Genomic DNA, 26,488 nt, shown 5'->3' on the forward strand with positions numbered 1-26,488 from the left:
TTTTTTGGAATTCGGCCGGGAAAGACAAGAACAATAAACATGAGACATATAAAATGTTCTCATTGTAATCAGCCTAATACCCTTTCGGGTGAAAGTACACCCAATTTTTTTCATTTATTCTGGATTCCGCTTTTTCGTGTGTCAACAACTCAGATAATACGTTGCAATTATTGTAAAAAAGGGTATTACAAGGATGAATTTACAACAGCAATGCGAGCTGCCTTTAAAAATTAGTTTCCATTGGCAAAAAACCTGTCTGATTGTAAATTCACCCAGTGTGAAATTAACATGATGGAGATTATCTTCTATAATTCTTCTTTATATAGTAAATCGGAGACCCAGTGAAATGTTGCGTTGTTCATCTGATGGACTTTTAAATATAGGATTGAGATCATATTTAAGATAGACAGAGAAACAATTCACACCCATGTACGTACTTAGCCCATAGATAAATGGATTGCTGTTTAAACCGCCTTTTATTGTGGTCTTTCTATTTGATCCGTCCTGATTGTATTTTAGCTTCTGACGAGTGCCCATATTAAAACCGCCATAAGCACCTATTCCAAATCTAAATTGATTCTTTAATGAGTACCTTATCCGATATTCAGATCTGGTTGTTTTAAAAGGTCCGAATTCAAAATGAATGGGAAATACCAGGTTATCCAATTTTAACTTTGACTTTCTTAAAGGGTATGCAAATGGAGTCTGGACAGTTTTGCCTTCATCATCAACCACATAATAAAGATTATCCTGTGATTTTAACCCATTAAACTGAAAGGAAAATCCATAATGGAATCTCATAAAATTGGTCTTTTTAAATACCCTTGTCCTCCATGTCCAGCCTATTTCAAAAAATCTGCTTCCCCATACCTTATAAGGAGTATCATTGAGCGACTGACCTTTGATTATGGCATTATTTAATCCAAAAGCGAAAACCAGATCCGAATAAGTCCTACGGTCATATTTAGTCTTTTTAGTAAAAATATCCCACTCCTCATCATCTATTTTTATTGATACATCCTCATCTATTTTTATTGATACTCCAGCCTCGTCTTCACCATTGGGAGTATTCTGATTCTCACCTAGTACATCTCCCTCATTTCTTTCTAACAAAGCAATTTTATTATCTATTATCGCCAGTCTGTTTTCAATATTAAATGCTCGTTTCTGGGCCGCCTCTTCTTTGAGCTTATTTGCTTCCTCTATGCTAATTTCACCTTTATCCGATCTTTTATTAATAGCTTCAACTTCATCCTTTAGGGCTTCCTTTTCCTCAAGTGTAATCTTTTCTTTCTGTTCTTGAAGTGCTTCAATCTTGTCTTTGTAATTATCTTGTGCTACCATTGTATTGGCAATAAAACACATTATAACTACTACGAAATAGGTGTTGATTGTTTTCATTTTAATTTTTGATTAATGATTGATGAATATACTCCTTACTTCTTCCTCAATATCAATTGAAGAAATTATTTTAAAATGTGTACTAAAGATTAATTATTACGATCTGCAACGGCAGTTCTCACTTTATTATAACCCGACCTAAGTTTTTCGAAAATCTGATCCCGGAATGACTGATCCAACTCCTCTTCTACCTGCGAAAGCAATGTCGACGGATTAACTTTGTTATCAGAATTCAAAAGGTTCTGTGCCAAAATTTCTTTTTGCGCCTGCCTTAGGAGGGAATCTACTTCCAAATCTGTCAGCTCTTTGTTATTTGCTTCAAGTGCATTTACTCTGGCCAATACTTCTGCTATTTTAGTGTCAATTTCCTCATTTGAACCTTCCGATGCATTATTTTGGAGTTCTTCAGCATTTGCCAGTTTAGCATCTTCCGATATAACCAATTCTCTTTTAGATTCCTTTTTTGGCACTGTGGTTGACTTTTCTTCGTCCGCTTCATAGGAATCCTCGACTGCGGTAATTACACTTTCTTCCTCAGGAGCTGGTGTTTTCAAAAGTTCTTCTTTTTCTTTGTCAACAAAAGGAGTTGATGGTTTAGCAGCAACTTGCACCTCTTGATTTAAAGTCGCATCATCAGTTGTAAAGTAGAGTACAGATAGTATCAATATTCCTATAAAACCTGCTGCAATTCCGTGCCTGAAATATCCGGTTCTCTTCGGTTCATATTCATTTCTGATCTGTCCTTTAATCCTATTCCAAGCATCCTCTGAAGGCTTAATTTCACTTCCTTTAAAGGTTTCCTTAATATGATTTTCAAATTTAGTGGGTTCCATAACCTAGTATACTTTGTTCTTTTAATTTATCCTGTAATAATCTCCTGGCCTTAAACAACTGGGATTTGGATGTACTTTCTGTAATATCCAACATTTCTGCAATTTCTGAATGCTTATACCCTTCTATCGCATAAAGCACAAAAACCATTTTATAACCTTCAGGCAAATTATCAATTAGCCGCTGAACATACTCAATATCAATTGAAGAAGGGAAGGTAATTTGGTTTGGAGTGTTATACTCGCAGACATCATCATCAAAGACTACAAATTGTTTTTTTCTGAGATAAGAGATGGATTCTCTAACCATGATTTGTCTGATCCAACCTTCAAAGCTTCCTTCGTGCCTAAATGAATTCAAACTTTTAAATACTTTCACAAAACCATTGATCATAACATCTTCGGCATAATGCAGGTCCTTTATATACTGTCTGCATACTCCCAGCATCTTAGGCGCAAACTTCTCATAAATAGCCCGTTGTGCATTAGGATGACCTAAAATTGCTTTCCTGATCAGCACTTTTTCATTATTGTAAAAAGAAATAATTTTCAAGCGTTTCATTTTACTCTTCTATAGATAAAGACGTTTTGGAAATCAAAAACGTTGCCCGAAATCTGGAATTTTTTTGAATTAATTTATAACCCTTTGTATATGTGTTGATTAGGTGTTATTTTTTTCTGTCTACCACATAACTTACCATAAGGCTAAGAGCATCTTTATATTCAGAATCCGGGTAGGTATTTAAAAGTTCCAAGGCCTTATTTTTAAATTCGTTCATTTTAGTTTCTGCATAAGAAAGACCTCCCTTTTCTTTTACAAGGGCAATTACTTCCTTAACACGCGACTTATCCTTGTTATAATTTTTTACTGAATTAATAAGCCATTTTTTCTCTTTGGGGGTACTGTTATTGAGTGCATATATTAAAGGCAGGGTCATTTTTTGCTCCTTAATATCTATTCCCGTGGGTTTGCCAATTTTCTCTGTTCCATAATCAAAAAGGTCATCCTTTATCTGAAATGCCATCCCACAAAGCTCTCCAAACTTTCGAAAAGTTTCAACATCTGTGCTATCGGGCTTTACGGAACATGCTCCCAGACTACAACATGCCGCAATAAGCGTGGCCGTTTTTTGCCTGATTATTTCGTAATATACATCCTCAGTAATATCTAATCTTCTGGCTTTATCTATCTGAAGTAATTCTCCCTCACTTATTTCGCGTATAGCTATTGAAATAATTTTAAGTAAGTCAAAATCTTCATACTCCACAGAAAGTAGCATTCCTTTTGAAAGTAGATAGTCCCCAACCAGGACAGCGATTTTATTTTTCCAAAGTGCATTTATGGAGAAGAAACCTCTGCGTTTGTAACTATCATCTACTACATCATCATGCACCAAAGAAGCAGTATGTATTAATTCTATAACTGATGCCCCACGATAAGTCCTTTCATTTACTTCACCATTATTAACCAGCTTTGCGGTAAGAAATACAAACATAGGCCGCATTTGCTTTCCTTTACGGTTTACGATATAATAGGTGATTCTGTTAAGAAGAGCCACTTTTGTGGACATGGAATCACGGAACTTTTTTTCAAAGAGTTCCATTTCTTCATTGATCGGTTCCGTTATTTGTGCGACAATTTTCAATAGAATTCGTTTTATCGATGATGAACGATAAATTTAGGAAAAATAACAAGGGGAACGAAGTGAGAATAAAGAAATAAGAAATTGAATCTGATCCCCAGTTCGTCTAAGTTTTTTTAGCTGCGTTGACGCATTTTTGTATTATTAAATTGCGATCCTGATTATATAGATTTATTAGCCAATTGTCCACAAGCTGCATCAATATCTTTACCTCTAGACCGGCGAACTGTAACTACTATCCCATTTTGTTCCAGAGCTTCCACATATTTATCAATGGCATCATTAGATGCCTGCTTAAAGTCGGAATCATCTATAGGATTGTACTCTATCAAATTTACCTTTGAAGGTGCAAATCTGCAAAATGCTATTAAAGCCTTTATATCCTTATCCTTATCGTTAATGCCTTCCCACACTACATACTCGTATGTAATCCTGCTTTTTGTTTTTGAATACCAATAGATCAAAGAATCTCGCAGGTCCTTAAGATTAAAGGTCTCATTGAAGGGCATAATAGACGTGCGTACTTCTTCTATTGCTGAATGAAGAGAAACGGCAAGTTTAAATCTGACTTCCTCATCGGCAAGTTTCCTGATCATTTTTGGAACCCCCGAGGTAGAAACTGTAATTCTTTTTGGAGACATGCCAAGTCCTTCAGGAGAAGTTATCTTATCGATTGCCTTCAAAACATTATTATAATTCATTAGGGGTTCACCCATTCCCATAAAGACAATATTACTCAAAGGTCTATTAAAATAGAGCTCGCTTTCATTATTGATTACCACCACCTGATCATAAATCTCGTCCGGATTAAGGTTGCGCATCCTTTTTAATCTTGCCGTGGCGCAAAATTTGCAATCCAAACTACAGCCTACCTGGCTGGATACACAAGCTGTGGTTCTTTCTTTGGTTGGGATAAGAACTGATTCTACCACTAACCCATCGTGCAATCTGACAGCATTCTTTATAGTACCATCAGAACTCTTCTGTAATTGATCTACTTTAATGTGATTAATTACAAAATATTCTTCCAGTTTTTTACGTGTTTCTTTGGATAGATTAGTCATTGTATCAAATGAATGTGCAGATTTCTTCCACAACCATTCGTACACCTGATTTCCACGGAATGGCTTCTCCCCATGAGTTTCAAAAAACTCACGAAGTTGCTCCTTGGTAAGGGCCCGAATATCTTTCTTGCTTGAAACCATTGCTTAAGTAAAAAAAAACCTGCCGTACCTATCGGAAAACAGGTAAGGGCAGGATTCTTTATTTAAATAATACATACTTTATATGATGAGCATGGCGTCACCATATGAGTAAAATCTGTATCCTTCAATTATTGCTTCTTTGTAGGCCCTTTTCATAAGATCATGACCCATAAATGCAGAAACCATCATTAAAAGAGTAGATTTTGGCAGATGAAAATTAGTTACCATGGCATTAGCAATACTAAAGTCGTAAGGTGGAAATACAAATTTATTGGTCCAGCCATCATACGTATTCAGTGTGTGTTCTGATGATACAGCACTTTCCAGGCCTCTCATAGCTGTTGTTCCAACAGCACAAATTCTTTTCTTCTTAATTTTAGCTGAATTTACAATCTCTGTGGCTTTCTCATCAATCACCAATTCTTCACTATCCATTTTATGTTTGGAAAGGTCTTCTACTTCTACCGGGTTAAAAGTACCAAGACCTACGTGAAGTGTGAGCTCGGCAAATTCAATACCTTTAATTTCGAGTCGTTTTAATAAATGTTTGGAAAAATGTAGTCCGGCTGTTGGTGCCGCTACAGCACCTTCATGCTTTGCATATATCGTTTGATACCGGGACTCATCTTCAGGCTCCACTTCTCTTTTAATATACTTTGGAAGAGGTGTCTCTCCGAGTTCTCTTAATTTCCTTCTAAAGTCGGTATAAGATCCATCATAAAGAAAGCGAAGTGTTCTTCCCCTTGAAGTAGTATTGTCAATAACTTCGGCCACCAAATTCTCATCATCCCCAAAATAAAGTTTATTGCCTATTCTGATCTTTCTCGCAGGATCGACCAAAACATCCCACAACCTTTGTTCTTCGTTCAGTTCACGAAGCAAAAACACTTCTATCCTGGCCCCGGTTTTTTCCTTATTGCCAAATAATCTGGCCGGAAATACTTTGGTGTTATTAATAACCATTACATCTCCTTCATCAAAATAATCAATAAGATCCTTGAACATTTTATGTTCAATTTTACCAGTATCTTTATGAACAACCATTAATTTGGATTCGTCTCTGTGCTCTGCCGGATATTCTGCCATCAGGTCTGTTGGCAATTCAAAACTAAAGTGTGATAATTTCATATGTGAATTTTAGTTCGCCTTTTTGGCGGCTGCAAATATACAATCCTGAAGTAGGGCTTGTCAAGTAAAAGTGGTATTAAATACCTTTATAGCTCTTTAATGTTAAATCCTAGTTGTTCCAGATCTTTCCAAAAATCCGGGTACGATTTGGAAACTACCTCAGCATCGTTAATGACTATTGCGGTTTTTAAAGCCAGTGGGGCAAATGCCATGGCCATTCTGTGATCGTTATAAGTATCAATTGCCACCTCGGAATTTATTTTATTTGAAGATTCCAAAGTAAGTGTCCTATTGGTAACTGAAACTTTAGCCCCGAGTTTGGAAAGTTCATTTTTTAATGCCTGCAGCCTATCTGTCTCCTTTATTTTTAAGGTATGTAAACCGGTAAGATGACATCCAATTCCTAATCCAAAACATGTAACAGCTATAGTCTGTGCTAAATCAGGGGCATTTGAAAGATCGTATTCAACATTAGCTATTTGATTGGTTTTAATTTTAACCAGACTAATGCTATCCTCTTTAAATAAGGTTTTAACACCAAAATCTTTATATAGTTCCTTAAGAACGCTATCGCCCTGCAAACTATCCTTTTTATAGGACGACAAACCAATATTCGTCCCTTCTTCGCAGAGAGCAGAAATACTGTAAAAATATGACGCCGAACTCCAATCAGACTCCACTGTTATGGAACTTTCGCTAACTTGTTTTTTTGGAAGTACCCTTACAGTATTCCCTTCAAAAGAGCTCGCCACCCCAATTTGGTCTAACAAGCCCAGCGTCATTTTAATATAGGGAACAGATGTGATATTCCCTACCAGTTCCAATACCAGACCATGATCCAAACTTGGAGCAATAAGCAATAAAGCAGAGATGTACTGACTACTAATATCCGCCGGAAGGCTCACCTTAGATTTGTTGAGTATCTTTCCTTTTATCATCAATGGAGGATAGTCCTCATTTTTCAAATAATCGATATCAGCACCCAAATTTTTCAATGCATCAACCAATATTTTTATAGGTCGTTCCTGCATTCTCTGTGAACCGGTAAGGGTAACTTTTACTCCCTCCTGAGAAGCAAAAAAGGCTGTTAAAAACCGCATAGCTGTACCTGCGTGATGTATATCTACCCTTCCTTCTTTAACCTGAATACCTTCTTGCATTACAGCAGCATCATCAGAATTGGACAGATTTTTAATCGTAATTCCCGGATAAAGGGCATTGAGTAACAAAAGTCTGTTAGATTCACTCTTGGAACCTGTGATTTTAATCTGGGATTTCAGAAGATTGTCTGACGGGCCGGAGAGGTGTAATTTCAAATTGATACTGTTTTTAAACCGAAAGCCAAAGATACTACTATTTCAATTTTTTATTGTTCTGGTGTCTGTCGTGGTCTCGTTTTGCCTTTATATCCAATTTGCGGTCAAAAGCTTGCTGAAGATCGATACCGGTCTGGTTTGCCAGACATAGAACCACGAAAAGAACATCGGCTAATTCTTCTCCCAGATCCTTTTCTTTATCCGATTCCTTCTCACTTTGTTCCCCATACCGCCGGGCAATAATACGAGCCACTTCCCCTACCTCTTCTGTAAGCTGGGCCATGTTTGTCAATTCATTAAAATAACGAACGCCATGATCTTTTATCCAATTGTCAACAGCTAACTGTGCATCTTCAATTTTCATAAGTCTTTATTTTTTGTGTCAATTATTATAGTAACCGGGCCATCATTTACCAAGGTCACTTTCATATCAGCACCAAAAACTCCAGTGCCTATCTGTTTCCCCAAATCTGTTTCCATTTGATGTACGAAAGCTTCATAAAGGGGAATAGCAATATTGGGTTTTGCTGCCCTTATGTAAGAAGGTCTGTTCCCCTTTTTGGTTGCTGCATGTAAAGTAAACTGACTTACCACAATAGCGTTTCCCTCTGTTTCCAACAAAGACCGGTTCATTACTCCATGCGTGTCATTAAATATTCTCAAGTTTACTATTTTATTTGAGAGCCAGGCAATATCATCCCGGGTATCAGAATCCTCAATTCCCAACAATACCAAAAAACCCCATCCAATTTGAGAAATTGTTTTGTTATTTACAACAACACTTGCAGAGGATACTCTTTGTATTACGGCCCTCATAATTCTTCGTAATTGTCCATTCTATAGGTGTCTTCATCCTCGGTAACAATCTGAACATAACTCCGATACCTGCTCCATGACACCTCATCTTTATCTAATGCAGCTTTAACCGCACATTTTGGTTCGTCTAAGTGCAGGCAGTTATTAAACTTACAATTGCTCTTCAGTCTAAAAAATTCCGGAAAATAATCTCCTATCTCATATTTGTCCATATCTACCATACCAAAACCTTTAATCCCCGGAGTATCAATAATCCTTGCCCCGAAATTCAAGTCATACATTTCTGCAAAAGTCGTAGTATGTTGTCCCTGAAAGTGCTGATCAGAAATTTCGGTAGTCTTTAAACTTAACTCAGGTGCTATGAAATTAATAAGAGTGGATTTTCCCACTCCTGAATGCCCGGCAAACATACTTGTATGTTTCTTCATCAAGTCTTTTACCTTATCAACATTCTTTCCTGTTTTTGCAGAGATCCCAATACATGTATAGCCGATTTCTCGGTACAACGCAGCCAAATACTTTACTTCCGCCAACTCATCCTTATTATACATGTCTACTTTATTAAAAAGGAGTACGGTTTTTATATCATAGGCTTCGGAGGTTGCCAGAAATCGATCAATAAAAATAGTATACGTTCTTGGATTCTTTAGTGTGACCAGTAAAAAAACCTGATCAATATTAGCCGCTATAATATGCGTTTGTTTCGAAAGTTTAACTGATTTTCGAATTATATAATTCTTGCGATCTTCAATTTTAGAGATAACGCCTATAGTCTCATCGCCAATTTGCTCAACTTCAAATACAACCAGGTCGCCTACAGCAATTGGATTGGTGCTTTTAATTCCCTTTATTCGGAATTTCCCCTTAATACGACATTCATAAATATCTCCGGCGTCAGTTTTTACTGTATACCAACTACCGGTAGACTTATAAACAATTCCATGCATAAATGTTTGTATTTCAATACAAAGAAACGATAATACTTTAATTTGGGGCGGTATATTTTAGTAGGAAAGGCCAAAAAACCAGTAATCTACACAAGGATTTATGAAAAAAAAATAATGCTACAAAAAAACCCGGCAAAAATACCGGGTTATTTAATTATTAGTTTAATTTTTTAGTCTTTAAAAATTATTCTTCCTCCAGCCAGAGTTTTTTTATTTACATCTTTTGGATTTCCATATACATATACATCCCCTCCTGCCTTTACACTGATATCCAATTTTTGTGAAGCGTAAAGTTCTGCCTCTCCGCCTGCTGAAATATTTACACTTGCTACTTCTGTTAACAATTTCCTGCCTTCAAATACTCCACCGGTATTTATAACAATTATTTGATTTTTAGCCAATCCGGATGCCTCAATTTTACCTCCTGTGACCGCCTTCATTTCCACATCCTTGACATCCATTCCAATTTTTATATGTGATCCTTCCTGGGCTCTTATTTCTATCTTCTCCTTTTGAACAAGTTCATTACAGACAATTTTAGCTCCTTCATTTCCGTCTATAGTTCGCAAATCTGTATAATAAACCTCTACAAAGGTATCCTCGCCCTGGAACTTTTTTTCCAGCTCCATACGTAATTTTAAAACTCCATTCTTATTAACGAATGTGATATCGTAAACATTATGCCCTTTAATAACTATACGGTTATCATCAGATTTAATAAGGTTCACTTCAATTAGATCATAAACTTTTATTTCCTGAAAATCTCCAACTTCTTTGTCAAGCATGGTTTGTGAAAAGCCATTAAAGGCAATAAGAAACATGCAAAACAACATTACTTTTTTCATAATTATTTGTGTTACTAGTTTTATTAAAGATACCGTTATTTAATTTTTGTTACACTTTATATAAGGATCTTAAAAATATTTAACTTTTAATTTTTACGCTCTCAGCAGCATTTATGATTTTCTCCTGATGATTTATTGATTCCTGGTGAATAGCCTTAAACATGCGAAGTACAAATTCTTCACTCAATCCTTTAGATTCACCTTCCAGGATCATTTTGCCTAATATAGCATTCCATCGATTCGTTTGAAGAACGGCAACATTACGTTGTCTCTTTAATTCACCTATCCCATCTGAAACTTTCATTCGCTTGCCAAGGGTGTCAATAAGCTGATTGTCAATAATATCAATTTGAGTCCGCAGATTATTAATTTTTTGGTTGTATTCTGCTTCCTCATCTGTTTCCTTTCTAATTTTTAAGTCTTCCATGATTTGTACCAATTTTTTAGGAGTAACCTGCTGAGCCGCATCACTCCAGGCATTATCCGGGTCATGATGTGTTTCAATCATTAATCCATCATAATTCAAATCCAGGGCGGTCTGTGAAATATCAAATATCAATTCCCTGTTACCACTAATATGTGAGGGGTCATTAATTAAAGGGAGATCCGGAAATTTGGTCTGCAATTCAATAGCCATCTGCCATTCCGGGATATTTCGGTATTTGGTTTTCTCATAGGTAGAAAAACCTCGGTGTATTACTCCCAACTTCTTAATATTAGCCTTTGATAATCGTTCTACTGCTCCTAGCCATAAAGAAAGGTCAGGGTTTACAGGGTTTTTAACCAGGACAATTTTGTCCGTTCCTTCCAAAGCATCAGCAATTTCCTGAACTATAAACGGGCTAACGGTAGAGCGTGCACCTATCCACAGCAAATCTACATCATGTTCCAATGCAAGATCTACATGATTTTTGTTAGCTACTTCAGTGGCTGTCTTAAGCCCGGTTTCTTCTTTTACTTTTTGTAACCACTTGAGACCAATAGCTCCAACTCCTTCAAAGTTTCCGGGCCTGGTTCTCGGCTTCCATATACCAGCGCGATAGTAGTTTACATCTGTATCCTTAAGCTCATGGGCTATTCCCAATACCTGATCTTCAGTTTCTGCGCTACATGGTCCTGCTATTACCAGGGGATGTGATAATTTCATATCATCTAACCATGATCTTAAATTTTTTGAATTCTCCATTATTATCTGTCTTTACTATTTTGTGGTATTCCTTTTAATATTGATTTTATCTTATTGGTATTGTCCATTTCTTTATATATGCCTTCAAAATTATTATCAATTAGTTTTTGTTTAAAGGCTTCCAGGTTCTGAATATATTCATCCAAAGTCTCTACGACATTCTCTTTGTTTTGTTCGAAAATAGGGGTCCACATGGCCGGTGAGCTTTTTGCTAATCTTACTGTACTTTCAAATCCACTACCCGCCATGTCAAAAATGTCACGCTCGTTTTTCTCCTTTTCAATTACCGTTTTACCAAGCATAAATGAGCTTATATGAGATAGGTGGGAGACATAGGCAATATGGTGATCATGTGCTTCAGGATTCATATATCTTATGCGCATACCCAAACTACTAAAAATACTTAATGCCCTTTCCTGAAGTTTGAATGCAGTTTTTTCTACCTCGCAAATGATGTTTGTTTTACCTTCAAACAGTTCCGAAATAGCAGCGGAAGGACCCGAAAATTCAGTACCGGCAATAGGGTGACAAGCCAGAAAATTTCTTCTTCTTGGATGATCTGCCACAACACTGCAAATTTCTGATTTTGTTGAACCTGCATCTATCACCAAAGAATCGTCACCAATGACATCCAATAATTTTGGAAGTTCCTTTACAATTGCATCCACAGGGATACTAACTATAACAATATCAGCCTCTGATAATTCTTTTGATCTTGCAATGCCGTCTATAAGTTGCAGCCTAACAGCTTCTTCAAGATGGGCTGCACTTGCATCCATCCCATAGATTGATACCTCAGGATACTTGTATCTAAGGTCCCTGGCCATTGAACCCCCGATTAATCCGATACCTACTATTATTACCTTCATTTTTTTAACTTATAAGCCTTTATGCTATTTGTAATTCTTAAGATATCCTTTATTAAATTCCAGTTCTTGTTTTCATTTTGCATAGCGGTTTAAAACCTGTCGATAGCCTCTTTTATCTTTGATTTTGTAATACAAAGTGAAAATCTGATATAGCCCTCTCCATTGCTGCCAAAAATAGTCCCAGGTGCAATGAAAATATTCTTATCATGTAATATTCGATCTATAAAATCTTCTGAATTCGGTGATCCATTCGGTAGTTTAGCCCAAACAAACATCCCTACGGCATTAGGGTCATAGGTACACCGGAGTTTATCTGCCAATTGAAACATCAACTTTCTGCGAGCTTTATATATGGCATCTAATTGATCAAACCATTCTTTACCACTTTTTAATGCCTCTATGGCACCTTTTTGAATTCCATAAAACATTCCGGAGTCCATATTACTTTTTACTTTTAAAATCGCATTTACATTCCTTTCATTCCCCAGAAGCATTCCCACTCTCCAACCTGCCATATTAAAAGTTTTGCTAAGAGAATTGAGTTCTAAAGCAGTATCCTTGGCTCCCTTCACACTTAAAATGCTCAATGGATTCTTACTTAAAACAAAACTATAAGGGTTGTCATTTACCAATAATATGTTATGCTTTTTTGCAAAGGCCACCAAAGTTTCAAATTGCTGAGGATTTGCTGTAGCACCTGTAGGCATGTGAGGGTAGCTTATCCACATTAGCTTTACACCAGACAAATCTTCCTGCTTTAAGCTTTCTAAATCTGGAAACCAGCCATGGTCAGCAAGCAGGTCATATTGCCTTGGAACAGCTCCGACTAATTTGCTGACCGAAGTATAGGTAGGGTAACCTGGATTGGGAATTAACACCTCATCACCTTCATTTAAAAAGGCCATACTAATATGCATTATCCCTTCTTTGGAACCCATAAGGGGTAATATTTCATTAGATGGATCTGCATCAACATTAAATTTTTCCTTATAAAACTGCGCTATTGTTTCTCTTAGCTCAGGCAGCCCCTGATAACTTTGGTACTGATGCGCACCCGCATGCCTTACAGAATTCTGAAAAGAAGTAATTACAGCTTCAGATGGTGGAAGATCCGGACTACCTATACCAATATTTATTATTGGTTTTCCCGCAGATGCCATTCCCCTGACTTCCCTCAATTTTTTAGAGAAATAATACTCCTCTATGGTCTGTAAACGATCAGCAGTTTGTATCATAAACGAGCATTTTTATATTCACCTAAAACCATGAAATCTTCGGACATTATTTCCAATAATGATTTCGCCTTAGCAAAATGATTGTAATCCTCAAAAGTTATATCCACAAAAAATGCATATTTCCATGGTGTTTCAATAATCGGTAACGACTGTATTTTGGTCAAATTCAAATTGCAATCACTCATAACATTCAGAACCGCAGCTAAACTTCCTCTCTTATGATCTGTTATAAAACGTATGGAAGCTTTGTTGATCTCTTCTTTTGGAATTTCCTTATTCTGCGTCTTTACAATGATAAATCTTGTAGAATTATTCTTTATGGTCTGTATTTCAGGCTCAATGATTTCTAAATCGTATAGATCTGCAGCCACTGCCGGAGCAATTGCGGCTATCCCTTTCAATTGTTTATCCTGAATTTGTTTGGCTGTTTCTGCAGTATCAACATCTTCAACCATTTTTATATGGGGTTGAGACTTTAAATACTCTCTACATTGTAATAGAGCCATTGGATGTGATCTGACTTCCTTAATGTCTGACAATCGCTGCCCATCTAAAACCATCAAATTGTGATGGATATTCAGATAATATTCCCCAATAATGTGCAAATTATTATGATATACAAGGGCATAATTAGGTATTATTGATCCTGCAATTGAATTTTCAATAGCCATTACTCCCTTATCCGCTTGCTTATTAAGCAATTGGTCTACCAACTTATGGAATGACAAGCATTCCACTAAATCTATATCATTACCAAAATATTCCAAAGCCACCTGATGATGATTAGAACCTTTAATTCCCTGTATGGCTATTTTAAAACCCATATGGTTAAGTTACTTTCAAAAAAAAATCCCGTATTTCACGGGACTTTATCTGATATATTGTTCACAATATTCTAAAACAGTCCCGTACTTCTTTTAAAAAAGAAATAAAAATAGAAACCATTCCAAAAATAATTACGAGTCATTTTTCTACAAATCTTTGGCTAAGGTAAATATTAAATTTAAAATTCGCGGTTTATAAGTATATTTTTTTGAATATTCACAGTATCCTCGATTTCATTGCGGATAATTTTTTAAATGTAATTTTTTTTTGAGAATTTAACATTACTTAAAGTAAGGTCATACTTCTTACTCTTTAAACTTTCAATTGATTAATCAAAAATATGCAAACGATATTCGAGCTTATACTTGCAATGTTTATTTTTACAAAAAAATTAGCACATGTCTTTAAAGGTCATAAATATCTCTAAGAGTTTTGGTTCGCAAAAAGCTCTAAATAGCGTGTCTTTTGAGATAAATAAAGGCGAGATCGTAGGATTCTTAGGTCCAAACGGAGCAGGGAAATCTACCATGATGAAAATTCTGACCACTTACAGTAAAGCCGACAAAGGCGACGCTTTTGTTAATGAGCATGACGTGCTCACGAAGCCAAGAGAAGTACAAAAAAGTATAGGGTATTTACCGGAACATAACCCCCTCTACAAAGACATGTATGTAAAGGAATATCTTGCTTTTAATGCGGAAGTTTATAAAGTATCCAAAAAAAGAATAGACACGGTAATAGAACAAACCGGATTGAGCCCGGAAGCCCATAAAAAAATTGGGGCATTATCTAAAGGATATCAACAGCGAGTAGGCCTTGCTTCCGCTCTTCTTCATGATCCTGAAGTACTAATTTTAGATGAACCCACAACAGGCTTAGATCCTAATCAACTTATTGAAATTAGAAAACTTATTAAGCAGATCAGCAAAAAAAAGACCATCCTGCTATCAACTCATATCATGAAAGAAGTAGAAGCTGTTTGCGACAGGGTCCTTATAATTAATGAAGGAATTCTGGTGGCAGATAAAAAACTTGCCGATCTAAGGGAGGAGAATGAACAAATAATTGAAGTTGAATTTGATTATCGCGTGGAAGAAGCATTCCTGGAAAGACTACCTAAGGTTACGAAGGTCGTTAACACAGTGGGGTTCGTTTATGAAATTACATTTGGTACTTCTGAAGATATGCGATCAGTTGTTTTTGATTTTGCCCATGACAATAAACTCAAAATACTACAACTTAGTCGCAAGAATAAAAATCTGGAAGGTTTATTTACCGAATTAACCAGCAATTAAATGAGTTAGTCATCAAAAATTAATCTTCCTCTATAGAGTTCTTGCACTTCTACTATATCAGGACGGTTATAACTCCGTACATCCCCGGTTCCCCTAATAGTGCCTCTTAATGACTCCTGTGGATTAATAAGTATATCATTGCTTCCTCTGTGATCAAGAGTTACATTTTGAACTAATAGTAATACCGCTTCAATTCTGGTATCCCCAGCCGCAACTACAACACTTAAATTGGCGGAATTTCCTCTAAGTTTAAAATATGCTATCCCGTTAACCACTACATTGACATTCTGTGATGCCAATTCCAGGTCAAACTCACCATCTGTTGTCAGGTTTTCGGGATCATTAAAGCTTTCAGATATTAGAGTAATCTGAGGATAGGCCAATACCCCATCGCTAACTGTAGAAAAGCCCGTATTACTTCTGATTTCTGTAATATTTGGCGCGGTAACATAAAAAGTAGTAAGGCCGTATTCTCTGAAAAAATTACAATTATTGGTATCCGTTAACAAGAGTCTCCCATCCTTAACTTCAGCTTTCACTTCGTTACGCAAAAATTCACCGGTTTCAACTTCTACCAATGTATCACTCCCCTCTTTAAGGACCAATTTAGTATTTTCATTAACGGTTATTTTTGTAAAGCTTTCTACCGGGATTACATCACGTATTGTGTCACCTGCGTTTTGGAAACAGTCCGGTGCATTATCACCATTGCAACTCATCAAAAAAATAAGTCCAAAAACCACCACTACTACTTGCAGATATTTACTTTTCAAATACGTTACTTTAGTCTTCATTCCTCAAATTAACTTATTGCTAATAATTTCTATAATCGTATTCCAAGTCCTAACTCTACCGCTTCGGCTGCAGCACCATGGGATTTTAAAGTAACTGCACCAAATAATTTTTTTCCAAAATAATATTTTAAACCAATTCTATTGTACACTTTTCCTTCAAAATCAAAAGGGTAATAAACATAATAACCCAGCTGAGCGATAGCACTTAATTTAGAAATATAGAGTTCAAATCCCAGGAAGATACCCACTCGTTTATAATCTGTATCGGGATCAACATCCAACTCAGGAAAGGATATTGACTGATAACGAATCAATTCTTTTAAAAAATTAGAAAAAAACACATCCGCTCCCAGTTGTATTCCACTTTTTCGGGATAAGCGTTTATCCGCATAAGCTGAGAAAATATAAAACGGAAACTGACCCGAATTAACCACATCACTCTCATTAATACCGGTTCTAAAGACAAGATTAGCTTTAATTGGTTGGGTAATTTTTTCTTTATCAGGATTCTTTATATAAACAATTTCTTCATTACCATTCAAATTGTAAACAAGTCCCGCATTAAAGGCAAATGTATTCGTAGAAGTATTGGGTGCTTTCACGTTGGCATTGGAATAATGAATAATCGATATTCCTACTTTAATTCCCAAGTTCTTGAATAATTGTTCCTTGTGATAATTGAGCATAAATAAGGTAGAACTCATTATGTGGGAGCCGTAGGCATTACCCCTGAAATTTTGATTCTTATCGTAGGGATTGGTATTGTAGGCTAAGCCCTGACCAATTCTGAATTGCATGTTCCGTTTAAAGAAATAAAAATTATAATGTGCGTACAAACTAAAATTTGTACCCAGGATTTCATCCTTCATATCCTGATAAATAAATGAAATCCCCGTATCTGGATAGTTATATTCCTGATGCCATTCTTTAGAGCCAAAATTTTTCTTATTAAACCCAAGAATAACTCCTGCAGGATGTGCATTGATTAAATGAGAAATATCCGTGTTGTGAAGGATAATAGAACCATAAAAGGGATTGGCATCTATGGTAAACTTTTTAGGTGTTTCTTCTTTTTGGGAAAAACACCACAGACAGGAAAGTAGGCATGCGTAAAAAAATCTGGTGTCCATTGGGTGTAAAAGTAGCAAATATTACGAGTAATTTACTCCATATGATCAGGGTTCTTATCAGGATATTTCTGGAAGGTATTTAGTAAACAAAGAATATCAATTCCGCAGATAACTTAGTTGAGTAGCCCTACTTTTAAAATAAATTGAGCTACAAAAAGGCCCTATTCAATTAAAATACAGCCTCAGCTATAGCTTTAATATTAGTTGATTTGCCCATAGAATAATAATGAAGAACAGGGACTCCTGCCTCCTTTAATTCTTTTGATTGCTCAATGGCCCATTCAATCCCAACCTGTCTAACTTCCTTATTATTCTTACAGTTTTCCACGGCTTCAATTAAGTCCTGTGGAAGGTCAATTCGAAACACCTGAGGTAATAATTGTAAATGTCTTTTTACGGCTATGGGTTTTATCCCGGGAATTATGGGTACGGTTATACCCATATCCCTGGCTGCTTTAACATAGGCAAAAAACTTTTTATTATCAAAAAACATTTGTGTCACTACATAATTGGCGCCAAGTTCAACTTTTTTCTTCAGCCATTTTAAATCTGTCTGTAAAGAAGGTGCTTCCATGTGTTTTTCAGGATATCCCGCTACACCAATGCAAAAATCTGCACAATAATCTGTCTCCACAACCTCATGTAAATATTGGCCGCAATTTAGATTATGTATTTGCTCTACCAGTTCTGATGCGTACACGTGACCCCCTTTTGAGGGTTCGAAATATTTCTCTTCTTTCATCGCATCTCCCCTAAGGGCCATAATATTGTCTATCCCCAGATAGTGACAGTCAACCAGTAAATATTCTGTTTCTTCCTTTGTAAATCCACCACATAGTACATGTGGAATGGTATCTACATCATATTTGTGCTTTATTGAAGCGCAAATCCCAACAGTACCTGGCCGCATTCGTGTGAGTTTTTTATCTAAAAGTCCATTCTTGTCAATATAAATATACTCCTCCCTGGAAGTAGTGACATCTATAAAGGGTGGGTTGAAGTCCATTAAAGGGTCAATATTATCGTATAGCTCTTTTATGTTTCTTCCTTTAACCGGAGGGATAATTTCAAAAGAGAATAGCGTATTCCCTTTTGCCCTTTCTATATGTTCGGTGACTTTCATTAATCTTACTACTATTTAATATTTATAGTTCAAAATTTTTTTGACTATTATATTTTTATCCTGGTAACTCATTGATCCAGATTAAATTCAGCAGGATCTTACACTTATTCATCAGCTGTATTTGGGGCTAACCATTTCCTTGCTTCACTCAATTCAATTTCTTTCCTCCCGGCATAATCAACAATCTGGTCTTCTGTTATCTTACCCAATCCGAAATATCGAGCCTCCGGATGTGCAAAATAATATCCACTTACACTGGCCGCTGGGAACATAGCAAGGTTTTCTGTCAATTTAACTCCAATCTCCTTGTCTACGTTCAGTAATTCCCAGATTGTCAATTTTTCGGTATGATCGGGACATGCCGGGTAGCCCGGTGCCGGCCTTATTCCCCTGTATTCTTCTTTTATTAAATTTTCATTGGAGAGTTTTTCTTTTGCTGCATATCCCCAATATTTCATTCGCACTTCTTTATGTAAATACTCAGCAAAGGCTTCAGCAAGCCTGTCGGCCAATGCTTTAATCATAATAGCATTGTAATCATCATGGTTTTTCTCGTATTCTTCAGCAAGTTCATTTGTGCCAAAACCAGTTGTAACGCAAAAGCAGCCAATATAATCCTGTATTCCAGAATCTTTGGGCACTATGAAATCTGCCAGGGCTATATTCGGAATACCTTGTCTTTTTTTGGATTGCTGGCGCAAAGTCCTAAAAACAAGATGCTTATTTTCCTCTTTTTTGTCAGCAGTATCTGTATTTACAGGATGAGTAAGTACCTCAATATCATCATCATTAATTGTATTAGCACAAAAAAGCCCGAAAATCGCTTTTGCGGTCAATAATTTCTCAACGAATATCTTTTTCAGCATTGACTGGGCATCCTCATATAACTCAGTAGCCTGCTCCCCAACAATTTCATCGCTTAATATTGCAGGGTATTTTCCATGTAAGTCCCAACTTCGGAAAAATGGTGTCCAATCTATAAATTCCTCCAAAAGATCAAGGTCCATATCCCTAATGACCTTTATCCCCAAATTATTTGGTTTTACAATATCAGAAGCATCCCAGTCTATATGAAACTTATTCTTTCTTGCATCTTCCAGACTTAGGTATTCCTTTTGTTTCCCCCGACTTAGAAATTTCTCCCTGAAGGAAGAATAGTCAGTTTTAACCAATGCCTTATAATCATCAGCAGAATCTTTATGTAACAGGTCACCCAGAACAGTAACGGCCCTCGAGGCATCATTTACATGAACTACAGAGGCGCTGTACTGCGGATCAATCTTTACTGCAGTATGTGCTTTACTGGTTGTTGCCCCTCCTATCAATAATGGTATTTTAAAACCCTGGCGCTCCATTTCGCGTGCCAGATGAACCATTTCATCCAGAGAAGGAGTAATAAGTCCACTTAATCCTATTATATGAACTTGTTCTTCTTTAGCTTTTTGAATTATTTTTTCAGGTGGAACCATAACGCCCAAATCAATAATTTCATAGTTATTACATGCCAGTACTACACTTACGATATTCTTGCCTATATCATGTACATCACCCTTAACCGTTGCCATTAAGATTTTACCAGCGGACTGTGATACATTGTCTTTATCTTCTTCAATATAAGGCAATAAATAAGCAACAGCCTTTTTCATTACCCTTGCAGACTTTACTACCTGTGGCAGGAACATTTTTCCACTTCCGAAGAGATCCCCAACCACATTCATCCCTTTCATTAAATGGCCTTCAATTACCTCAATAGGCTTAACGACGGCGAGCCTTGCTTCTTCCACATCTGATACAATGTATTGATCTATTCCCTTTACCAAAGCCCTGGTAATTCTTTCCTGAAGTGGCTCTTTTCGCCATGAATCATCTACTTTGCTATCCTTTGCCTTGCCCACCACAGTTTCAGCAAAATCGAGGAGACGTTCCGTGGCGTCATCCCTTCTGTTTAAAATGACATCTTCTACCCTTTCCAGTAAATCTTTTGGAATATCGTCATAGACTTCAAGTAGGGCAGGATTAACAATTCCCATATTCATACCGGCCTGAATAGCATGGTACAAGAAAACCGAATGCATTGCCTCACGAACGGGTGTATTACCTCTAAATGAAAAAGACACATTGCTCACTCCCCCGCTAACACTGCAATAAGGTAGGTTTTTCCGAACCCAGGCAGTAGCTTCAATAAAGTCTACTGAATTCTGTTTATGTTCCTCCATTCCGGTTGCAACAGGAAAAATATTAAGATCAAAAATGATATCTTCTGGCGGAAAATGAACACTATTTACTAATATATCATAAGATCGTTTCGCTATTTCAATCCGTCTCTCAAAATTATCTGCCTGACCTTTTTCGTCAAAGGCCATGATAATTACTGCAGCCCCGTAAAGACGTATTAATTTTGCCTGACGAATAAATTCTTCTTCTCCTTCCTTTAGACTAATTGAATTGACAATACATTTTCCCTGAACAAGTTGTAATCCGGCCTCAATAATCTCCCATTTGGAGCTATCTATCATTATAGGAACACGGGCTATATCTGGCTCGGCCATTACCAAATTCAAAAACCTGGTCATGGCTAGTTTTCCATCTATCAGGCCATCGTCCATATTTATATCAATGATCTGGGCTCCACCTTCCACCTGGTGCCTGGCTATATCCAGGGCTTCCTCAAATTTTTCTTCTTTAATTAATCGAAGAAACTTTCTTGAACCAGCAACATTAGTTCTTTCCCCTATATTAATAAAATTGCTATCCGGGGTAATAACCAGTGGTTCCAGACCAGCTAGCTTAAGAAATCTTGGTTGTGATATGGGATCACTACCAGCCGCCACATCATTTTGTGAATTATTTTGTATGTTGCTTGTATTTCTCATTTTTTACAAATGAACCCTTTCTGCATCAGAAAAAATAAATTTTCTAGGTTTATAATCCTTTGCCATTTCAGCAATCGCCGTAATATGAGCGGGTGTAGAGCCACAGCATCCTCCAATTATATTCATAAGGCCTTTATCCAGATATTCCTTGATTTGTTCAGCCATCTGATCAGGTGTTTGGTCATAATTACCAAAAGCATTGGGTAATCCTGCATTAGGATGTGCTGAAATAGCAGTTTCTGTACGAACTGCAATGGCGTCTAAATGCGGTACTAATTGTTTTGCTCCCAAAGCGCAATTAAATCCAACAGACAATAGAGGAATATGAGCTATAGATATTAAAAATGCTTCTGCAGTCTGGCCGGATAAAGTTCGGCCTGAGGCATCAGTAATGGTGCCGCTAACCATGACCGGTGTTTGAATATTACGTGCCTGTTTTACCTCCTCAATGGCAAAAAGTGCTGCTTTAGCATTAAGTGTGTCAAAAATTGTTTCTACCATCAGAATATCCACTCCACCATCTAACAAGGCTTCCACCTGTTCTTTATAAGCTAATCGCAGTGCCTCAAATGAAACTGCCCTAAATCCAGGGTCATTTACATCAGGAGACATACTTGCTGTTTTATTGGTTGGTCCCATGCTCCCTACCACGAATCTGGGTTTATTTGGTTCTCTTTTAGTAAATTCTCCGGCTACCTGCTTTGCTATTTTGGCAGACTCATAATTAAGTTCATAGACCAAATCTTCCATATGATAATCAGCCATTGCAATGGAAGTTCCAGAGAATGTATTAGTTTCCACAATATCCGCTCCTGCTTCAAAATATTTTCTATGAATTTCGGCAATAGCTTCTGGCTGGGTTAGGGTCAATAGGTCATTATTGCCTTGCAGTGGATAGGGCCAGTCTTTAAAACGGCTTCCCCTAAAGTCTTCCTCCGTGAATTTATACCGCTGAAGCATAGTGCCCATTGCACCATCCAGTATCATAACCCGCTCTTTCAGTATATCCTGTATCTTCTTCATAAGATTCGTTTTTAGGAATTACAACAACTCACTATGGATGTTTGCCCAGTCTACCATTAACATTTAGAATCAGCATAATAAATATCTGCTTTTTAGATGCGCATAGTGAACAATTCTATAATAATATCAAGAAAAATAGAAAATGACGTAAAGCCTTTTCTTTGTGTTATCTAGCCTGAGTTGCCATAAAAAAGCAGCATCGTGGTAGAATGTAGCACCTTCTTTATAGTTAAAGGGTTGCTAAGGTTTCAACGGGTCTAGTCCCTTCACCTTTCTTGATAACAATGTCAATGTTGTAATGAACTGGCACAAAGAAACGTCACTTGTCATTTAAAAACAAGAAAAATGTACTTTTTTTGGGGTGTAAACACATTTATAGACAAGCCTGATAAGCTCTTTCTTTTTACTTTTCAAGGAATACTATTGCTCATTACTTAACCCTGCTTTGAAATACTTTTTTGGTTTTATTTGCTCTAATCTGGCACTTCAAGTGATGCGTAATAAAGATAGTTTGTAAATTAAAGTGAAACAGAATTATTCTTCAATATTTGTAACCAGGTTTTCTGTTACTTCATTCATTCTATCCACCTTCTGTTCAAAATTTCCTTTAATTGTTTTTCGATAACTATTTAGATTCTGAACCATCCTGCTAATATCTTCCGGTATTACATCTTCAAAAAATTGCCTCAACCTCTTTGCAGTAGTAGGAGATTTACCGTTGGTAGATATAGCTATCTTGACATTCCCTTTAGTTACAATACCACCCATATAAAAATCACAATAAGGAGGATTATCAGCAACGTTTACAAGTTTATCCATACTTCTGCAGTCATTGTAAACCTGTAGGTTTATACCAGGTTTATTTGTGGTAGCTATAACCAAATGTTTCCCATTAAGAAATTCAGTATTGTAAGTGGATCTAATAAGTTCAACATCATAATTTGCAGCTAACTTTAAAGTCTTTTCTCGAAACATAGGCGATACCATTGTGATTTTAGCATCCGGACTGGACTTAGTTAAAAAGGCTAATTTTTCTTCAGCTACATTACCTCCTCCTACTATTAAAATATGGAGAGATCGCGATTTAAGAAAAATCGGATATAAATTATTCCTTTCCATTATTCTGTGATTTGAAATTGATGTTGGTGGCTTATCTGAATTATTTGATTTCGATTTTTTACTACTTCGCCTATGACTATGATCGCCGGGTTCGTTAGTTTTTGTTTATCTACTATATTTTCTATAGTATTAATTGTTCCAATGCCAACTTGTTCTTCTTCTTTTGTGCCATTCTGAATAATTGCAACGGGAGTATCTGATTTGTTCTCTTTGATAAATAATTCTACTATAGCCGAGAGTTTTGACATGCCCATTAATATGACCACTGTAGCATTGGATTTAGCAGCGAGTTGAATATCTCCCGAGAGTTTATGTTCTTTAGTAGTTCCTGTAATCACCCAAAAACTCTCTGCAGAGCCTCGTTTGGTAACCGGAATATTTTGAGATGCGGGAACTGCAATACACGAAGATATACCAGGAACCATAGCCACTTCCAGACCATATTTGGCTGCATAAGCCATTTCCTCTGACCCACGGCCAAAAACAAAAGGATCTCCTCCTTTTAATCGAACCACATGTCCCCGACTTTCTGCTCTTTGCACAATTAATTCATTTATCTGATCTTGCTGAAAGGCATAACAACCTTTGCGCTTACCTACAAAAATATGCTCTGCTTTAAAGGCATATTCTAATAAGGTTTTATCCACAAGAGCGTCATAAAGAACAACATTTGCATCCTGCAATGCTTTAATTGCTTTTAAAGTGATGAGCTCCAAATCTCCCGGACCTGCGCCTACAACCGTTAACTTTGCTCTTTTATGCATGTATCAGTTCGAGTTTTCTGTAGGATTCTACTTTATTCAAAAATTCCTCAGCATCAGCTAAGTAGTTTTTGGCAAAAGTCTCATTAGGCTCATTTTTGTTTAATTGCAATACCAAATCTTCGAATGAGGAATTCAGTGTTATTCTACCGTTTGCGATAAAATAGGTGTTAAAGTCTTTTATTATACTGTTATGTGTATTTGTCTTGGTTTTTTCCGCAGTTAAAAGTGCTTTGGCAGTATTAACCATTGAAGAATAAGAATAATAAATACTAGCGGCCCATTTTTGTTCACTAATGCCTTCTTTCGCATTTTTTATCTTTTCATCACTTTCAAACAATAATGTGGCGATCAAATCTATCACCACTCCTGCACACTCTCCTATTCCTATTGCTTTTTGATACCGTTTATTGCTTCCCCAGTCCAAATAGTCCTCTGAAGATAAATTTTCAATATCTGTGAGTGGCTTAAGAAGTTCATAAAAATAATACTCTCCTTTTTCCGCATAATAAGATTCATAAGAGGCTCCTTTGCCATTGATCTCGAAATCATTGAGTATTTGTCTGAGTGCTTCAGGTCCTCGTTTACTTGGAATCTTGATAACTTTATCCGCAAATAAGCCACGGCCGTCTCCCATATTCCCTCCTCCAAGTAACACCTGCAAAGCAGGTACTACCAGCTTCTCCTTAGTGCGTATAGACATCCCTTGAAAACCAATATTGGCCATGGAATGCTGACCACATGCGTTCATACAGCCACTAATTTTAATGACCACATCGGCATTATTTACATATTGTGGGTATTCTTCCTTGATAACGCGCTCTAATTCCGTAGCAATTCCCGTACTACTTGCAATACCAAGGTTACAGGTATCGGTACCCGGACAAGCAGTAATATCTAATGCCTTATTATAGCCGGCATCTGCAAATCCCATTTTCTTAAGTTCGGTATAGAAAAATGGAATCAGGGATTTCCTTACATAGGGAATCATTATATTCTGTCTTAATGTTAAACGAATTTCACCCGCCGCATACTTTTCAATCAGATCAGCCAGCAATCTGGCTTTTTCTGTATAAAAATCTCCTAACAATACCTTTATCCCAACAGCTACATATCCGGATTGTTTTTGTAACACCAGATTGGTAGTTTTCCATTGTTCAAAAGCTTCAATATCATCTATAATTACATCCTGAGCCTTCTCATTTGAAATAACCACCTTGGGATAAGTACTAATATTAATAGGGTACTTTTGAAAAGGGATCGCCTTCTTTTCCGCAATTAATAATTCTTTAAAGGCTTCAAGGCCCAAGTCTTTTAAAAGAAACTTTAATCTTGCTTTTGCCCTGCTCTTTCTTTCACCATATCTGTCAAAAACTCGAACAACAGTTTCCATCATAGGAATTATTTCACTGGCAGGAAGAAAGGTAAACAGCTCATCTGCATGACGAGGTTGCGAACCCAGTCCGCCACCTAACATTACCTTAAAGCCCTTAACACCTTCCTGTATTTTGGCGATAAAACCAAGATCGTGCATATAAGAAAGTCCTGTATCCGCATCACTTGAAGAAAAAGAAACCTTAAACTTACGGCCCATTTCCTGACCTATAGGATTTCTTAAAAAATATTCAAAAATGGCCTGAGCATAGGGTGAAACATCAAATGGTTCATCTCTGTCTATTCCTGCTGTTTCACTAGCTGTAACATTTCGTACAGTATTCCCACATGCTTCTCTAAGTGTTACTGAATCCTTCTCTAGTTGCGCCCAAAGTTCAGGGGTACGTTCCAGGTCTACATAATGAATCTGAATGTCCTGCCGGGTGGTAATGTGCAGTCTGCCCGTAGAATACTCGTCTGCAACATCTGAAATCCTGCGCAATTGCCTTGAACTTACTTTACCATAGGGTAATTTAATACGTATCATTTGAACTCCCGGCTGTCTTTGTCCGTAAACCCCTCGGGCCAGGCGCAGACTTCGGAATTTTTCCTCGTCAATAGAACCTCCTTTGAACTCCCTGATTTTTTTCTCGAGTTCAATGATATCCTTCTCTACAATGGGGTTTTCTATTTCGGTTCTAAAACTTTGCATAATACTAATTTCCTATTATTCCTATATATTTAATAGGT

Annotated in this window: 25 protein-coding genes and 1 riboswitch; of the genes, 2 read left to right on the forward strand and 23 right to left on the reverse strand. The window is 36.8% G+C overall.

Annotation, left to right across the window (positions count from 1 at the left end; all coding sequences use genetic code 11):
* Window positions 1-39: 39 nt before the first annotated feature.
* Window positions 40-234: a zinc-ribbon domain-containing protein gene (locus ABJH90_RS04995; protein WP_348137137.1), complete on the forward strand. Its 195-nt coding sequence runs from the start codon at window positions 40-42 to the stop codon at window positions 232-234.
* Window positions 235-318: 84 nt separating this feature from the next.
* On the opposite strand, the gene ABJH90_RS05000 is transcribed toward ABJH90_RS04995, so the two are convergent.
* The 15 genes from ABJH90_RS05000 to ABJH90_RS05070 form a co-directional block, all read right to left on the reverse strand.
* Window positions 319-1,401 carry a hypothetical protein gene (locus ABJH90_RS05000; RefSeq protein ID WP_348137139.1) on the reverse strand — a complete coding sequence of 361 codons (1,083 nt, stop codon included), beginning with the start codon at window positions 1,399-1,401 and terminating at the stop codon, window positions 319-321.
* Window positions 1,402-1,490: 89 nt separating this feature from the next.
* Entirely contained in the window at window positions 1,491-2,234 is a 744-nt protein-coding gene (locus ABJH90_RS05005) for a hypothetical protein (protein ID WP_348137141.1), read from the reverse strand.
* Window positions 2,221-2,784 carry an RNA polymerase sigma factor gene (locus ABJH90_RS05010; RefSeq protein ID WP_348137959.1) on the reverse strand — a complete coding sequence of 188 codons (564 nt, stop codon included), beginning with the start codon at window positions 2,782-2,784 and terminating at the stop codon, window positions 2,221-2,223. The genes ABJH90_RS05005 and ABJH90_RS05010 overlap by 14 nt, the downstream gene beginning before the upstream one ends.
* A gap of 115 nt (window positions 2,785-2,899) precedes the next feature.
* Window positions 2,900-3,877 carry a polyprenyl synthetase family protein gene (locus ABJH90_RS05015; RefSeq protein WP_348137143.1) on the reverse strand — a complete coding sequence of 326 codons (978 nt, stop codon included), beginning with the start codon at window positions 3,875-3,877 and terminating at the stop codon, window positions 2,900-2,902.
* Window positions 3,878-4,035: 158 nt separating this feature from the next.
* On the reverse strand, window positions 4,036-5,079 hold the full coding sequence (gene rlmN, locus ABJH90_RS05020; protein ID WP_348137145.1) for a 23S rRNA (adenine(2503)-C(2))-methyltransferase RlmN: 1,044 nt from the start codon (window positions 5,077-5,079) through the stop codon (window positions 4,036-4,038).
* A gap of 78 nt (window positions 5,080-5,157) precedes the next feature.
* Window positions 5,158-6,207, reverse strand: coding sequence for a tRNA preQ1(34) S-adenosylmethionine ribosyltransferase-isomerase QueA (queA, locus tag ABJH90_RS05025; protein ID WP_348137147.1), 1,050 nt, complete (start codon window positions 6,205-6,207; stop codon window positions 5,158-5,160).
* Window positions 6,208-6,293: 86 nt separating this feature from the next.
* Entirely contained in the window at window positions 6,294-7,523 is a 1,230-nt protein-coding gene (locus ABJH90_RS05030; protein ID WP_348137149.1) for a 3-phosphoshikimate 1-carboxyvinyltransferase, read from the reverse strand.
* Window positions 7,524-7,560: 37 nt separating this feature from the next.
* A complete protein-coding gene (locus tag ABJH90_RS05035; protein ID WP_348137151.1) occupies window positions 7,561-7,887 on the reverse strand; it encodes a nucleotide pyrophosphohydrolase in 327 nt (108 codons plus the stop codon).
* Entirely contained in the window at window positions 7,884-8,339 is a 456-nt protein-coding gene (gene dtd / locus ABJH90_RS05040) for a D-aminoacyl-tRNA deacylase (protein WP_348137153.1), read from the reverse strand. The genes ABJH90_RS05035 and dtd overlap by 4 nt, the downstream gene beginning before the upstream one ends.
* A complete protein-coding gene (gene rsgA, locus ABJH90_RS05045) occupies window positions 8,336-9,286 on the reverse strand; it encodes a ribosome small subunit-dependent GTPase A (protein WP_348137155.1) in 951 nt (316 codons plus the stop codon). Before rsgA ends, dtd begins: the two co-directional genes overlap by 4 nt.
* Before the next feature lie 170 nt (window positions 9,287-9,456).
* Window positions 9,457-10,131: a head GIN domain-containing protein gene (locus ABJH90_RS05050; RefSeq protein ID WP_348137157.1), complete on the reverse strand. Its 675-nt coding sequence runs from the start codon at window positions 10,129-10,131 to the stop codon at window positions 9,457-9,459.
* Between the two features lie 79 nt (window positions 10,132-10,210).
* A complete protein-coding gene (locus ABJH90_RS05055) occupies window positions 10,211-11,317 on the reverse strand; it encodes a bifunctional 3-deoxy-7-phosphoheptulonate synthase/chorismate mutase type II (protein ID WP_348137159.1) in 1,107 nt (368 codons plus the stop codon).
* 2 nt (window positions 11,318-11,319) lie between these two features.
* Window positions 11,320-12,186 (reverse strand): prephenate dehydrogenase, encoded by an 867-nt coding sequence (locus ABJH90_RS05060; protein WP_348137161.1) that lies wholly within the window; start codon window positions 12,184-12,186, stop codon window positions 11,320-11,322.
* Window positions 12,187-12,275: 89 nt separating this feature from the next.
* Window positions 12,276-13,421, reverse strand: coding sequence for an aminotransferase class I/II-fold pyridoxal phosphate-dependent enzyme (locus ABJH90_RS05065; RefSeq protein WP_348137163.1), 1,146 nt, complete (start codon window positions 13,419-13,421; stop codon window positions 12,276-12,278).
* On the reverse strand, window positions 13,418-14,245 hold the full coding sequence (locus tag ABJH90_RS05070) for a prephenate dehydratase (protein WP_348137165.1): 828 nt from the start codon (window positions 14,243-14,245) through the stop codon (window positions 13,418-13,420). Before ABJH90_RS05070 ends, ABJH90_RS05065 begins: the two co-directional genes overlap by 4 nt.
* Window positions 14,246-14,644: 399 nt before the next feature.
* Here ABJH90_RS05070 and gldA point away from each other — a divergent pair, with 399 nt between their 5' ends.
* Window positions 14,645-15,541, forward strand: coding sequence for a gliding motility-associated ABC transporter ATP-binding subunit GldA (gene gldA, locus ABJH90_RS05075; protein ID WP_348137167.1), 897 nt, complete (start codon window positions 14,645-14,647; stop codon window positions 15,539-15,541).
* A gap of 5 nt (window positions 15,542-15,546) precedes the next feature.
* Here the strand turns inward: gldA and ABJH90_RS05080 are convergent, their stop codons facing one another.
* From ABJH90_RS05080 to ABJH90_RS05115, 8 genes are all read right to left on the reverse strand, one after another.
* The gene (locus ABJH90_RS05080) at window positions 15,547-16,335 is read right to left on the reverse strand and encodes a head GIN domain-containing protein (protein WP_348137169.1); all 789 of its coding nucleotides are present in this window, start codon (window positions 16,333-16,335) and stop codon (window positions 15,547-15,549) included.
* A 29-nt stretch (window positions 16,336-16,364) separates the two neighbouring features.
* Window positions 16,365-17,465, reverse strand: a complete 1,101-nt coding sequence (locus tag ABJH90_RS05085) for an acyloxyacyl hydrolase (protein ID WP_348137171.1) — start codon at window positions 17,463-17,465, stop codon at window positions 16,365-16,367.
* A gap of 169 nt (window positions 17,466-17,634) precedes the next feature.
* Window positions 17,635-18,588, reverse strand: coding sequence for a methylenetetrahydrofolate reductase [NAD(P)H] (metF, locus tag ABJH90_RS05090; protein WP_348137173.1), 954 nt, complete (start codon window positions 18,586-18,588; stop codon window positions 17,635-17,637).
* 104 nt (window positions 18,589-18,692) lie between these two features.
* Window positions 18,693-21,461, reverse strand: a complete 2,769-nt coding sequence (metH, locus tag ABJH90_RS05095; RefSeq protein WP_348137175.1) for a methionine synthase — start codon at window positions 21,459-21,461, stop codon at window positions 18,693-18,695.
* A gap of 3 nt (window positions 21,462-21,464) precedes the next feature.
* Window positions 21,465-22,484 (reverse strand): homocysteine S-methyltransferase family protein, encoded by a 1,020-nt coding sequence (locus ABJH90_RS05100; RefSeq protein WP_348137177.1) that lies wholly within the window; start codon window positions 22,482-22,484, stop codon window positions 21,465-21,467.
* A 163-nt stretch (window positions 22,485-22,647) separates the two neighbouring features.
* Window positions 22,648-22,769: riboswitch (SAM riboswitch) on the reverse strand.
* A 249-nt stretch (window positions 22,770-23,018) separates the two neighbouring features.
* The gene (locus ABJH90_RS05105) at window positions 23,019-23,603 is read right to left on the reverse strand and encodes a bifunctional precorrin-2 dehydrogenase/sirohydrochlorin ferrochelatase (protein ID WP_348137179.1); all 585 of its coding nucleotides are present in this window, start codon (window positions 23,601-23,603) and stop codon (window positions 23,019-23,021) included.
* The gene (cobA, locus tag ABJH90_RS05110; protein ID WP_348137181.1) at window positions 23,603-24,367 is read right to left on the reverse strand and encodes a uroporphyrinogen-III C-methyltransferase; all 765 of its coding nucleotides are present in this window, start codon (window positions 24,365-24,367) and stop codon (window positions 23,603-23,605) included. Before cobA ends, ABJH90_RS05105 begins: the two co-directional genes overlap by 1 nt.
* Window positions 24,360-26,450 carry a nitrite/sulfite reductase gene (locus ABJH90_RS05115; protein WP_348137183.1) on the reverse strand — a complete coding sequence of 697 codons (2,091 nt, stop codon included), beginning with the start codon at window positions 26,448-26,450 and terminating at the stop codon, window positions 24,360-24,362. Before ABJH90_RS05115 ends, cobA begins: the two co-directional genes overlap by 8 nt.
* Between the last annotated feature and the right edge of the window lie 38 nt (window positions 26,451-26,488).

The sequence above is a fragment of the Eudoraea sp. genome, from assembly GCF_039969275.1.
Taxonomy (GTDB): domain Bacteria; phylum Bacteroidota; class Bacteroidia; order Flavobacteriales; family Flavobacteriaceae; genus Eudoraea.

Excerpts from the sequence above, each read along its gene's own strand:
- cobA (WP_348137181.1), bottom strand. The coding sequence starts at position 24,367 with ATGCATAAAAGAGCAAAGTTAACGGTTGTAGGCGCAGGTCCGGGAGAT.
- queA (WP_348137147.1), bottom strand. The coding sequence starts at position 6,207 with ATGAAATTATCACACTTTAGTTTTGAATTGCCAACAGACCTGATGGCA.
- ABJH90_RS05080 (WP_348137169.1), bottom strand. The coding sequence starts at position 16,335 with ATGAAGACTAAAGTAACGTATTTGAAAAGTAAATATCTGCAAGTAGTA.
- metH (WP_348137175.1), bottom strand. The coding sequence starts at position 21,461 with ATGAGAAATACAAGCAACATACAAAATAATTCACAAAATGATGTGGCG.
- ABJH90_RS05060 (WP_348137161.1), bottom strand. The coding sequence starts at position 12,186 with ATGAAGGTAATAATAGTAGGTATCGGATTAATCGGGGGTTCAATGGCC.
- ABJH90_RS05085 (WP_348137171.1), bottom strand. The coding sequence starts at position 17,465 with ATGGACACCAGATTTTTTTACGCATGCCTACTTTCCTGTCTGTGGTGT.
- ABJH90_RS05100 (WP_348137177.1), bottom strand. The coding sequence starts at position 22,484 with ATGAAGAAGATACAGGATATACTGAAAGAGCGGGTTATGATACTGGAT.
- dtd (WP_348137153.1), bottom strand. The coding sequence starts at position 8,339 with ATGAGGGCCGTAATACAAAGAGTATCCTCTGCAAGTGTTGTTGTAAAT.
- metF (WP_348137173.1), bottom strand. The coding sequence starts at position 18,588 with ATGAAAGTCACCGAACATATAGAAAGGGCAAAAGGGAATACGCTATTC.
- ABJH90_RS05115 (WP_348137183.1), bottom strand. The coding sequence starts at position 26,450 with ATGCAAAGTTTTAGAACCGAAATAGAAAACCCCATTGTAGAGAAGGAT.
- ABJH90_RS05065 (WP_348137163.1), bottom strand. The coding sequence starts at position 13,421 with ATGATACAAACTGCTGATCGTTTACAGACCATAGAGGAGTATTATTTC.
- ABJH90_RS05050 (WP_348137157.1), bottom strand. The coding sequence starts at position 10,131 with ATGAAAAAAGTAATGTTGTTTTGCATGTTTCTTATTGCCTTTAATGGC.
- ABJH90_RS05055 (WP_348137159.1), bottom strand. The coding sequence starts at position 11,317 with ATGGAGAATTCAAAAAATTTAAGATCATGGTTAGATGATATGAAATTA.
- ABJH90_RS05105 (WP_348137179.1), bottom strand. The coding sequence starts at position 23,603 with ATGGAAAGGAATAATTTATATCCGATTTTTCTTAAATCGCGATCTCTC.
- ABJH90_RS05035 (WP_348137151.1), bottom strand. The coding sequence starts at position 7,887 with ATGAAAATTGAAGATGCACAGTTAGCTGTTGACAATTGGATAAAAGAT.
- rlmN (WP_348137145.1), bottom strand. The coding sequence starts at position 5,079 with ATGGTTTCAAGCAAGAAAGATATTCGGGCCCTTACCAAGGAGCAACTT.
- ABJH90_RS05070 (WP_348137165.1), bottom strand. The coding sequence starts at position 14,245 with ATGGGTTTTAAAATAGCCATACAGGGAATTAAAGGTTCTAATCATCAT.
- rsgA (WP_348137155.1), bottom strand. The coding sequence starts at position 9,286 with ATGCATGGAATTGTTTATAAGTCTACCGGTAGTTGGTATACAGTAAAA.
- ABJH90_RS05005 (WP_348137141.1), bottom strand. The coding sequence starts at position 2,234 with ATGGAACCCACTAAATTTGAAAATCATATTAAGGAAACCTTTAAAGGA.
- gldA (WP_348137167.1), top strand. The coding sequence starts at position 14,645 with ATGTCTTTAAAGGTCATAAATATCTCTAAGAGTTTTGGTTCGCAAAAA.
- ABJH90_RS04995 (WP_348137137.1), top strand. The coding sequence starts at position 40 with ATGAGACATATAAAATGTTCTCATTGTAATCAGCCTAATACCCTTTCG.
- ABJH90_RS05000 (WP_348137139.1), bottom strand. The coding sequence starts at position 1,401 with ATGAAAACAATCAACACCTATTTCGTAGTAGTTATAATGTGTTTTATT.